General features: G+C 71.9%; 8 protein-coding genes. 4 read left to right on the top strand and 4 right to left on the bottom strand.

Annotated features, from left to right (window positions below):
* Nucleotides 1-17 precede the first annotated feature (17 nt).
* From helR to ACWGH4_RS22625, 3 genes are all read right to left on the bottom strand, one after another.
* Nucleotides 18-2213, bottom strand: coding sequence for an RNA polymerase recycling motor ATPase HelR (gene helR / locus ACWGH4_RS22635; protein ID WP_453463721.1), 2196 nt, complete (start codon nucleotides 2211-2213; stop codon nucleotides 18-20).
* 155 nt (nucleotides 2214-2368) lie between these two features.
* Nucleotides 2369-3598 (bottom strand): glycosyltransferase, encoded by a 1230-nt coding sequence (locus tag ACWGH4_RS22630; RefSeq protein ID WP_453463718.1) that lies wholly within the window; start codon nucleotides 3596-3598, stop codon nucleotides 2369-2371.
* A gap of 236 nt (nucleotides 3599-3834) precedes the next feature.
* Entirely contained in the window at nucleotides 3835-4392 is a 558-nt protein-coding gene (locus ACWGH4_RS22625; protein ID WP_453463715.1) for a hypothetical protein, read from the bottom strand.
* Between the two features lie 161 nt (nucleotides 4393-4553).
* On the opposite strand from ACWGH4_RS22625, the gene ACWGH4_RS22620 reads away from it, so the two are divergent.
* From ACWGH4_RS22620 to ACWGH4_RS22610, 3 genes are read left to right on the top strand one after another with little or no spacing between them, the layout of a single operon-like run.
* The gene (locus tag ACWGH4_RS22620) at nucleotides 4554-5891 is read left to right on the top strand and encodes a BTAD domain-containing putative transcriptional regulator (protein ID WP_453463712.1); all 1338 of its coding nucleotides are present in this window, start codon (nucleotides 4554-4556) and stop codon (nucleotides 5889-5891) included.
* Between the two features lie 38 nt (nucleotides 5892-5929).
* Nucleotides 5930-6481, top strand: coding sequence for a TetR/AcrR family transcriptional regulator (locus ACWGH4_RS22615; RefSeq protein WP_453463709.1), 552 nt, complete (start codon nucleotides 5930-5932; stop codon nucleotides 6479-6481).
* On the top strand, nucleotides 6478-8022 hold the full coding sequence (locus tag ACWGH4_RS22610; RefSeq protein WP_453463707.1) for an MFS transporter: 1545 nt from the start codon (nucleotides 6478-6480) through the stop codon (nucleotides 8020-8022). The genes ACWGH4_RS22615 and ACWGH4_RS22610 overlap by 4 nt, the downstream gene beginning before the upstream one ends.
* Before the next feature lie 44 nt (nucleotides 8023-8066).
* Here the strand turns inward: ACWGH4_RS22610 and ACWGH4_RS22605 are convergent, their stop codons facing one another.
* The gene (locus ACWGH4_RS22605; protein ID WP_159693764.1) at nucleotides 8067-8729 is read right to left on the bottom strand and encodes a lysophospholipid acyltransferase family protein; all 663 of its coding nucleotides are present in this window, start codon (nucleotides 8727-8729) and stop codon (nucleotides 8067-8069) included.
* A 250-nt stretch (nucleotides 8730-8979) separates the two neighbouring features.
* Between ACWGH4_RS22605 and ACWGH4_RS22600 the strand changes: the two genes are divergently transcribed.
* On the top strand, nucleotides 8980-10137 hold the full coding sequence (locus ACWGH4_RS22600; protein WP_453463703.1) for a glycerophosphodiester phosphodiesterase: 1158 nt from the start codon (nucleotides 8980-8982) through the stop codon (nucleotides 10135-10137).
* Nucleotides 10138-10395: the final 258 nt, after the last annotated feature.

Raw genomic sequence — 10395 nt, 5'->3', positions numbered from 1 at the left:
CTCTGGTCCTGCCGGCGTCAGGAGCTCGTGAGGACGACGAGCTGCCGGGTCGCCCGGGTCATCGCCACGTAGCGGTCGACCGCTCCTTCGACGCCCTCGCCGAACTCGTCCGGGTCCACAAGGACGACCAGGTCGAACTCGAGCCCCTTCGACAGCTCCGGGGTCAGCCACCGGACGCGGGACGTCGATCGGGACGTGCCCTCTTCGACGTCTCCGACGCCGATGACACAGGCGGTCCCGTCGGCATGCGCGGCGAGCCAGCCGTCGAGGATCCCGTCCAGCTCCGAAGCGGATCCGTGGACGACGGGGACGCCGCTGCTGCGGATGGACGTCGGCACGTTGGCGTCGGGGAGCGCCGCCCGGATCACCGGCTCGGCCTCGGCCATGATCTCTTCCGGCGTCCGGTAGTTGACGTTCAGGGACGCCAGGCTGATCCGGTCGAGCCCGACCCGCTCGAGCCGCTCCTGCCACGACTCCGTGAACCCGTGCCTGGCCTGAGCGCGGTCCCCGACGATGGTGAAGCTCCGGGACGGGCACCGCAGCAGCAGCATCTGCCACTCGGCGTCGGTGAGCTCCTGGGCCTCGTCCACGACGACGTGCGCGAACGGTCCGGCGAGCAGGTCCGGTTCGACGGTGGGCAGTTCGGACTCGTCGACCAGACTGACCTTGGCGTCCTCGCCGCGCAGCATCGTCACCAGGCCTTCGCCGTCGTCGCCGTCGGCGCCCGAATCGGCCGCGGCCTGGATCAGGTTGTCGACGACCTGCGCCGTGCGCTCGCGCTGGGCGGCGAGGACGGCCTCGTGCCGACGCCTGCGCCGTGACGCCTCCGGGTCGCCGAGCCGCTGCCGCGCGGCGTCCAGGAGCGGCAGGTCGGACACCGTCCAGGCCTGTGGTACCGCGCGCTGGAGTTTGTGGACCTCGTCGCGGCCGAGCCAGGGCGCGCACATCCGCAGGTAGGCGGGTACCGACCACAGGTCTCCGACGAGGTCGGCCGCTTCGAGCAGCGGCCATGCGCGGTCGAAGGCCGTGATCAGCTCCCTGTTCCCCCGCAGGGACTTGCGGAGCAGGTCGGGCGGGACGTCGTCCGCGTCGTCCTCGTCGTGCTTGTCCACCAGGATCGTGAGCAGTTCCTCCAGCACCTGGTCGCGCGCCTCGTTGTGCGGCGTACCGGGCTCCGCCGCTTCGAACGCCGCGGCCCAGTCGTGGGCGCTCAGCTGGATGTCGGACCAGTGGGTCGTGACCGTCATGCCCTTGGCGGGCGGTTCCTCGTAAAAGGCGACGGCCTTCTCGATCGCGTGCACCAGGTCCGCGGACGACTTCAGGCGGGCCACTTCCGGGTCGGCCTCGACCTCTGCCACGGCGCCTTCGGCGACGAGGTCACGCAGGGTGCAGGTCTGCACGCCCTCCTCTCCGAGGCTGGGGAGGACGTCGGAGACGTAGCTCAGGTACGGCCGGCTCGGACCGACGAACAGCACACCGCCGCGGCGGTGACCGAGGCGAGGATCGGAGTAGAGGAGGTAGGCGGAGCGGTGCAGAGCGACGACGGTCTTGCCCGTACCCGGGCCGCCGTCGACGACGAGAGCGCCGCGGGACCCCGCGCGGATGACGGCGTCCTGGTCCGCCTGGATGGTGCCGAGCACGTCCCGCATCCGCGGCGACCGGTTGCTGCCCAGGCTGGCGATGAAGGCGGACTGGTCGTCGAGCGCGGCATGCCCGGCGAACCCGTCCGCCGTGAACACCTCGTCCCAGTAGTCGCTGATCCGGCCGCGGGTCCAGCGGTATCTCCGGCGGCTCGCCAGACCCATCGGGTCGGCGTGGGTGGCTCCGAAGAACGGCTCGGCCGCGGGGGAGCGCCAGTCGAGCAGCAGCCGACGGCCCGTGCTGTCCTTGAGGCCGAGCCGTCCGACGTACACGGGCTCGGGGTCCTCCGCGCCGACCATGTGCCCGAGGCACAGGTCCAGACCGAAGCGTCGCAGCGCGCGCAGGCGAGCGGTCAGCCGGTGGATCTCCATGTCACGGTCCATCGCCTGCCGGCCGGTGCCGCCGGGTGCCCGGCGCTCGGCGTCGAGGCGGTCGGTCAGTTCGGCGATCGACTCCTCGAGGCACTGCGCGACGGCAGCGAAGTGCTGCTCGTCGCCGGCGATCAGCGTCGGGTCGGCCTTGGGGGAGAGGCGGTCGGGAAGGTCGAAGGCGCTGGTGGTCAGGGGGTTCACGTCATTGCTCCGATGTGAGGCCGCTTGCAGTCGTTGCGCGCAGCAAGGCGTCTGGACCGGCGTGACGAATCCGGTGGCCATGGCGGGCGACAGCCATGAGGGCCACGTTCGCGTGCACTTGTGTTTCCGGTTCGTGGCTCGGCGGTCGCGTGATGTCACGCGGACACGGGCAGCCTTTCCCGGCCTGCCCTGTCGAGCAGCAGCTTCGCGGCCACCGTCGCACCGTCGGTGCGGACCTTGCCGGCGACGGCCCGCGCCCGGTCGCGGGTCCCGGGCGTCAGGGCCGTCGCGAGCGCAGCCGACAAGGACTCGAAGGTCGGGGTCGGACCGTCGTGCGCCGCGCCGATGCCCAACTCGGCCACCCGGCCCGCCCAGTACGGCTGGTCCACCGACTGGGGCACCACCACCTGCGGTGCGCCGGAACGGGTGGCCGTCGTCGTGGTGCCCGCGCCGCCGTGGTGCACGACGGCGGCCACCCGGCCGAACAGTGCCTGGTGGTTGGCCTCGCCCACGGCGAAGCAGTCGTCCTGGTCGTCGATCAGTGCCAGATCGGCCCAGCCGCCGGAGACGAGTACGCGGCGGCCCTGCGCGCGGACGGCCTCGACGGCCACGCGGGCGGCGTCCGGCGAACCGTGCAGGGGCATGCTGCCGAAGCCGACGTACACCGGTGGTTCGCCCGCGTCGAGGAACGCCTCCAACGTGTCCGGGAGCGGGCGTTCGTCCGGCAGGAACCACGCGCCGGTCTGCACCACGTCCAAGTCCGCGGGCTCCAGCCACGGGTCGAGGACCGGGTCCGTCGCCAGCCACGGGCGGTCGCCGATCACGTAGTCGCGGACGTGGTCCACCGGGGGCAGACCGATCGACGCCCGGTTGGTGTTGAGCGCCTCGCCGAACAGCGCGTCGATGCTCTGCTTGTCCAGGTCCCACAGCACCCGGTTGTCGGTCACGTCCGGCGGGAACGGCCTGCCCGCGTACGCCAGCGGCGCGTGGTACGGCGAGGGCAGGGTGAGCTGCTGGAAGGTCACGGACACGGAGCGGATGCCCAGTTTCTCGGCCACCGACAGCGCGCCGGCCGCGGCCGGCATCGGGCCCGTGGCCATCAGCACGTCACATCCCTCGGCGGCCGCGGGGAGCGCGTCGAACTGACCGGCGATCAACGCGGCCGCGCGCTCGGGCAGGGACGCCGGCGCGGCCGTCGTCAGCGCGCGCGCCGAGGGGCCGACCGGCACCATCGGGACGTCCACGCCCGCCAGCCGCTGAGCGAAGTCCTCGTCCGGCGGCGCGCACACCCGCACCTCGGCGCCGAGTTCCCGCAGCCGCACCGCGAGTCCCACCAGCGGTTCGACGTCACCGCGCGACCCGTACGTCGACAACAACACTCGCATTTCGTGACTCTCGCTTCCGCAGATTCCGGCTCAGGCCGGAGATTCTGCGTCACGACGGGGGCCTTGCCGCAAGCCCCCCAGTGCGCTATACCTTGAGAGTGGCAAGGAGTGGGCACAGCCCCCTTGCCCTTTTTCGTACCTCCCGACGGAGCATTCCGGTGTCCCGACGGGCAGCTTCGTCTCCCCGCGACCTGACAGCCCGTCGGGCGCCGGGATGTCAGGTCGCGGGGATCCGGTCAGTCGATCTGCTCGCAGATGTCCGTCGTCGATCCATGGGCCATGGTGACCTTCTTGTAGCCGGACGGGCTGATGTCCAAGGTGTAGACGCCGTCCACGACGTACAGGCCCCGGTCGAGATTGCCGGCGCCCTCGCCGACCCCGACCAGTACCGGGCCGAGCACCGACCAGAACTGGGAGCCGTCCGTGCGGTAGTCGACGACGGCCGTGCCGCTGACGTCGGCGTCGTAGGAGTCGCCCGTCTCCTTGTTGGTGACCCGCACGATCAGGTCTCCCTTGTAGGCGACCAGTTTCGGCCTTCCGTCGGGGTGGGTGTCCAGCACGCGCCGGACCACCTCGTCCACGACGGGTTCGCCGTGGACGGGGAAGTCGCATCGCAGGCCCGCCGCGACGTCCCACGGCGCGGACGGCGCCGGCTCCCAGCCGGCGTCGAGGCCGGCGGCGAGTCCGGCATCGACACCGGCGGACCGCTCGGCGGGCGCGGCGGCGGCCGCGGGCGCGGCGCCCATGAGTGTGGTCGCGGCAACTGCCGCCAGAGCAAAGGCGATTCGTCGCATGGAGACTCCTTGAAGAAGTGGTCCGACCGAGACGTGACCGGGCCGGGAAGGACCGGACCGGGCAGTGGTCCCGCTGTCCGCCCCAGCCTGTCCCCGCCGTCTGACCACGCGCTCACCACCGCTGTGCGCCGTCGCACCCGCCGGTTAGGCTCGCGGCTGCCATGGAGTTCCAGCTGCTGGGTCCGTTCGAGGCCCGTCACGAAGGAGAGCGGGTCCCGGTGGGCAGCCGCCGCCAGGAGCGCTGCCTGCTGTCGATCCTCCTGCTGGAGGCGGGCCGGGTCGTGACCACCGGCCGTCTCATCGAGCTGCTGTGGGACGGCGACGGGCCCGCGTCCGCGCGGGGCACCGTCCATACCTACATCGGCCGGCTCCGCGCCCGGCTGGGCGCGTACGGGGTCCGCGTCGAGACACGCCACGACGGTTACGTCCTCGACCCCGGCGTCCACGCGGTCGACGCCCACGAGTTCAAGGACCTCGCCCGCCGCGCCGGGGGCGTCGCCGACGCGGCCCAGCGGGTGCGCCTGTTCGACCGGGCCCTCGGACTGTGGCGGGGGCCGCTGCTCGAAGACGTCGCGGACGACGGACTGCGGGAACGGCTCGGCGAGTCGCTCGCCGAACTCCGGCTGTCCGCGCTGGAACAGCGGGCGGAGGCCCAGTTGGAGCTCGGTATGCACGACAGGGTCGTCACCGACCTGACGCCGCTCGCCCGCGCGCATCCCGGCAGGGAACGGCTCGTCGCCGCGCAGATGACCGCCCTGTACCGGAGCGGCCGGCAGGCGGACGCTCTCGAGCTGTACCGCGTCACCCGCAAGGCGCTGGTGACCGGCCTGGGCATCGAGCCCGGCGCCGCGCTGAACACCCTCCACGACCGGATGCTGCACGGTGATCCCCGGCTGAACCGCCCGCCCGCGCCCCTCTACGCGGTACGGGTCGACGAGGAGTGGCTGCCCTGGACCACCAGCGGCCATCCGGCGCTCGAGTTCTGCAACACCTACGCCGGCTGGGGCGGGCCGGGCCTGCCCGGATCGGAATGGCTGCGCACCTACCGGACGCTCGCCGTCTGGGCGGGGCATCTGGATCTCGCGGAGGACTGGCTGGTGACCGGGCTGCTGAAGCGGGCGCGGCAGCGGCCGGACGAGGCCGCGGCCGTTCTGGAGGAGGCGCGGGAGTTCCGTGCGCAGCTGTACGCCGCTCTGACCGGTCCCGACGACGTGAGGGCGTTCAAGGCGGTGGCGGATGTCGCGGAGGACGCCGCGAAGGAGTCGGTGTTCGTCCGAGGCGAGGACGGCCTCGGCCACTGGCGGATGTCCCCTTCCGCCGGTCTGCGGCTGCCCGTGCTCGCCGTGGCCCGCAGCGCCGCCGAGCTGCTGGCGGACCCGGGCAGGTTCACCGTCCGTGCCTGTCCCGGTGCCGACTGCGGCTGGCTGTTCCAGGACAAGAGCGGGCGGCGCAGATGGTGCAGCCTCCGAACCTGCGGTAAAGAGACGTCTGCATACTGAATGAGACACTGGTGTCTCATATGGTCTATGGTTGTCCCATGGCCATGGATCGAGACCACGCGCTGCGCGCCGCCGCCGCCCTCCTCGCCCGGAAATCGACCGCCACCATGGACGAGGTCGCCCGGGCCGCGGGCATCGGCCGCGCCACCCTGCACCGGCACTTCGCCGGCCGGGACGCGCTCGTCAGGGCGCTGGAGCAGCTCGGCATCCAGGAGTTCGAGGCGGCGATCGACCGGGCCCGACTCGACGAGGACGGCGCCGGCGAGGCCCTGCGCCGGCTGATCGGCGAGATGCAGCCGGCCGCGGACCTGCTGGCCTTCCTCTACACCGAGAACCAGCTCTTCGAGGGCGACGAGATCAACGAGGGCTGGGCCCGCCTCGACGCCCGAGTCTCCGACCTGTTCCGGCGCGGCCAGAACGAGGGCGAGTTCCGCATCGATCTGACACCGGCCTGGCTGACGGAGGCGCTCTACGCCCTCGTCGGCTCCTGCGCCTGGGCCGTCATGGACGGCCGTGTCGCCAAGAAGGACTTCCAGCACATGACCGCCGAGCTGCTGCTCGGCGGAGCACTACGGAGAGTGGATCAATGAGCACCACCGTCCTGCCCACGAACGGGACGGACGAGACCGTGTACCGCCCCGGCCGCTGGCTGGCCCTCGCGGTCCTGGTCCTCGCCGTCCTCCTCGTGGCCGTCGACGCCACCGTGCTCGGCCTCGCCACCCCGTTCCTCAGCGAGGACCTGGCACCGACCGGCACCCAACTGCTGTGGATCGGCGACGTCTACTCGTTCGTCATCGCCGGCCTGCTCGTCTCCATGGGCAGCCTCGGCGACCGCATCGGCCGCAAGAAGCTGCTGTTGAGCGGAGCCGTCGCCTTCGGAGCCGTGTCGGTCCTCAACGCGTACGCCACCACCCCGGAGATGATGATCCTCGCGCGGGCGCTGCTCGGCGTCGCCGGCGCGACCCTGATGCCCTCCACGCTGGCGCTGATCCGCAACATCTTCCACGACCCCAGGGAACGCAGCTTCGCCATCGGCATCTGGGGCGCCACCGCGTCCGCGGGCGCGGCAGTGGGCCCCGTCGTCGGCGGCCTTCTGCTGGAGCACTTCTGGTGGGGCTCCGTCTTCCTGATCAACCTGCCCGTGATGGCGGTCCTCGTCGTCGTCGGCGTCAAGCTCCTGCCGGAGTCGAAGAACCCGGCCACCGGCCCGTGGGACCTGCTCAGCGTGGCACTGTCCCTCGTCGGCATGGTCGCCGTCGTCTACGCCGTCAAGGAGGCCGCCACCCACGGGGCGAGCTGGGAAGCGGGCGTGGCGGCACTCGCCGGCGCCGCCGGCCTGTACGGCTTCGTCCGCCGGCAGCTCACCCTGAGCGCGCCCCTGCTGGACATGCGGCTGTTCCGGCACCGCGGATTCTCGGGCGCGGTGCTCGCCGACCTGCTGACCATCCTCGGCCTGTCGGGTCTCGTGTTCTTCCTGTCCCAGTTCCTGCAACTGGTCCAGGGCCGTCCACCGTTCGAGGCGGGACTCGCGGAACTGCCCGCCGCGATCGGCGCGGTGGCGACGGGGCTGGTCGCGGGCAGGGCCGCCCGCCGGTTCTCCGTACGGTCCGTCGTCGCCGGCGGCCTGGCCGCCGTCGGGCTGTCCCTCGCCGTGCTGACGCTGCTCACCGGGTCGACCGGCTACCCGCTGCTCGGGGCGTCGCTGCTGATCGTCGGCGCGGGCGCGGGATTCTCGTTCACGGTCACCGCGGACGTGATCCTCTCCAGCGTTCCCAAGGAGCAGGCCGGAGCCGCGTCCGCGGTGTCGGAGACGGCGTACGAGCTGGGCGCGGCGCTCGGCATCGCGCTGCTCGGCTCGATCGTCACCGGCGTCTACCGTGGCTTCACCGCGCCGGACGGTACGCCGTCGGACGTGGCCGCGGCCGCCCACGAGTCGCTCGGCGGCGCGGTGGAGGCCTCGGCCGCCCTCCCGCCGGCCCGCGCGGAAGCCCTGGTCACGGCGGCGCAGGAGGCGTTCACCGAGGGCCTGCGGATGGCGGCCGGGGTGGGGGCGCTCGTGCTCCTCACCACGGCGGCGGTGGCGTGGTTCCTGCTGCGGGGGCAGAAACTGGCGGAGGACGTCGAGCACTGACGGGGTCGGCGGGGCGGGGTGGGGAAACGGCCCCGCGCAGCGGCTTACGCCGCCTTCGCCTTGGTTGCGTACATGTCCACGTACTCCTGCCCCGACAGCCGCATGACCTCCGACATCACCGAGTCCGTCACCGCGCGCAGCACATAGCGGTCACGGTCCATCCCCTCGTAGCGCGAGAACTCCATCGGCTCACCGAAGCGGAGCGTGACCCGGCCGGGCCGGGGCAGGCCCGCGCCGCCGGGCTGAAGCTTGTCGGTGCCGATGACGGCGAAGGGGACCACCGGCGCGCCGGTCATCAGGGTGAGGCGCGCGATGCCGGTACGGCCCCGGTACAGACGGCCGTCGGGGGAGCGGGTGCCCTCGGGGTAGATGCCGAAGATCTTGCCCTCCTCCAGCACCCGGCGGCCCGTCATCAGCGCGGCCACGCCGCCGTTGGCGCCGTCCCGGTCGACCGGGATCATGCCGCAGCCGGTGAAGAACCAGGCCATCGCGCGGCCCTTGATGCCCTTGCCCGTGACGTACTCGTCCTTGCCGATGAAGTACACCGGGCGGTCGCAGACCAGCGGAAGGATCATGGAGTCGATGAAGGTGAGATGGTTCCCGGCGAGAATCACGGCTCCCGTCCCGGGGATGTTCTCCGCCCCTTCCACACGCGGGCGGAACATCAGGCGCAGGATCGGCCCGAGCACTGCCTTGATGAGCGTCAAGCGGGACAACGGGTCCTCCGGTGTCATGGGACGGGCGGTTATGACCGGTGAAGTCTGTGCAGGTGAGGACGATACTCGCGGGTCGCCCTCGCTCGCACATCGGGTTCACCGAGGTGATACGCAGTGTTGACGTGTGTTTCCGACGCGTTCGCGCAGGGTCTGCCGCAGGTAAGAGGTAACTGCCTACCATCAGGCGTCGCTTGGCAGGTGCGGGACATCACACGCGGTACATCACATGGAGGAACGTTTCATGACACACGGTGCGAGCAGCAGTCCGGCGCGTCGGAGCGTGCTGGGAGCCGCGGTCCTCACCACCGCGGCCCTCGGGGCCGGTGCGGGCGCGGCGCGGGCGGGTGAGCGCACCGGCGCCGTCCGCCCGTCCGGCGAGGACCGGGGCGGCCTGCCCGTTCCCACCGTGATCGCCCACCGCGGTGCCAGCGGATACCGGCCCGAGCACACCATCGGCGCGTACCAGTTCGCCCTCGACATGGGCGCGCACGTCATCGAGCAGGACCTGGTGCCCACGAAGGACGGGCACCTCGTATGCCGTCATGAGAACGACATCACGGGCACGACCGATGTCGCCGCGCACCCCGAGTTCGCCTCTCGCCGGACCACCAAGTCGGTCGACGGCGTCAGCCTCACCGGCTGGTTCACCGAGGACTTCACGCTGGCCGAGCTGAAGACGCTGCGTGCCAAGGAGCGGATCCCCGGCACCCGCCAGGAGAACACCCTCTACGACGGCCGCTGGACGGTGCCCACCTTCGAGGAGGTGCTGCAGTGGGCCGAGAAGGAGGGCCGCCGCCGCGGCCGCCCCGTGTGGCTCTACGTCGAGACCAAGCACCCCACCTACTTCCGGAACATCGGTCTCGGCCTGGAGGAGCGCCTGGCGAAGCTGCTGCGCCGGTACGGGCGGCACCGCGCGAGCTCCCCGACGTTCCTCCAGTCCTTCGAGCCGACGAGCATGGAGCGCATGGCCCGTCTCGTGGCCACTCCGCGTGTCGTCCTGTTGTGGACCCCGGACGACCGCCCGTGGGACTTCCGCGAGTCGGGCGACCCGCGCACGGTGGCCGATCTGGTCGAGCCGGACGGCCTGGACTGGATCGCGGGCTTCGCCCAGGGGATCGGCCCGCTGCTGGACCTCGTCATTCCCAAGGACGCGAACGGCCGGCTCACCGAGCCCACGACGCTGGTGCGGGACGCCCACGCGCGGGGCCTGGTCCTGCACCCGTACACGATGCGCAACGAGAACACCTTCCTGCCCGCCGACTTCCGGCGCGGCACCGATCCGAACGCGTACGGCGACGTCTTCGGTGCGTACAAGGCGTACTTCGCGACGGGCATCGACGGCATCTTCACCGACAACCCGGACACCGGCCTCCTGGCCGCGTCCGACTTCACCGCCTGACACCGGCTGCCCGGCGGCGTCGACCTCTCGCGGCCTGTGCGTTCCCGGGAGGTTGACGCCCCGTCACGGGCGCGGCACGGGAAAGGGGCGCGGACGGCACCCCGTACGGGTGATCGCGCCCCGGCCGGGCAACCACGGCCGGGCCCGGGGCCGTCCCGCCCGGCATGACCGTTCTCGAAGAGATCCCCACCTCCGGACAGGTCGTCGGCGCCCTCAAGGCGCTGGTGAGCGCGGAGGCGACAGCGGAAGCGCCAGGCG

Source organism: Streptomyces sp. NPDC054847 (assembly GCF_053610925.1).
This window is presented reverse-complemented; position numbering and strand designations above follow the sequence as displayed.

Coding starts and splice junctions, on each gene's coding strand:
- ACWGH4_RS22600 (WP_453463703.1), top strand. CDS start 8,980: ATGACACACGGTGCGAGCAGCAGTCCGGCGCGTCGGAGCGTGCTGGGA.
- ACWGH4_RS22630 (WP_453463718.1), bottom strand. CDS start 3,598: ATGCGAGTGTTGTTGTCGACGTACGGGTCGCGCGGTGACGTCGAACCG.
- ACWGH4_RS22625 (WP_453463715.1), bottom strand. CDS start 4,392: ATGCGACGAATCGCCTTTGCTCTGGCGGCAGTTGCCGCGACCACACTC.
- ACWGH4_RS22615 (WP_453463709.1), top strand. CDS start 5,930: ATGGCCATGGATCGAGACCACGCGCTGCGCGCCGCCGCCGCCCTCCTC.
- ACWGH4_RS22610 (WP_453463707.1), top strand. CDS start 6,478: ATGAGCACCACCGTCCTGCCCACGAACGGGACGGACGAGACCGTGTAC.
- ACWGH4_RS22620 (WP_453463712.1), top strand. CDS start 4,554: ATGGAGTTCCAGCTGCTGGGTCCGTTCGAGGCCCGTCACGAAGGAGAG.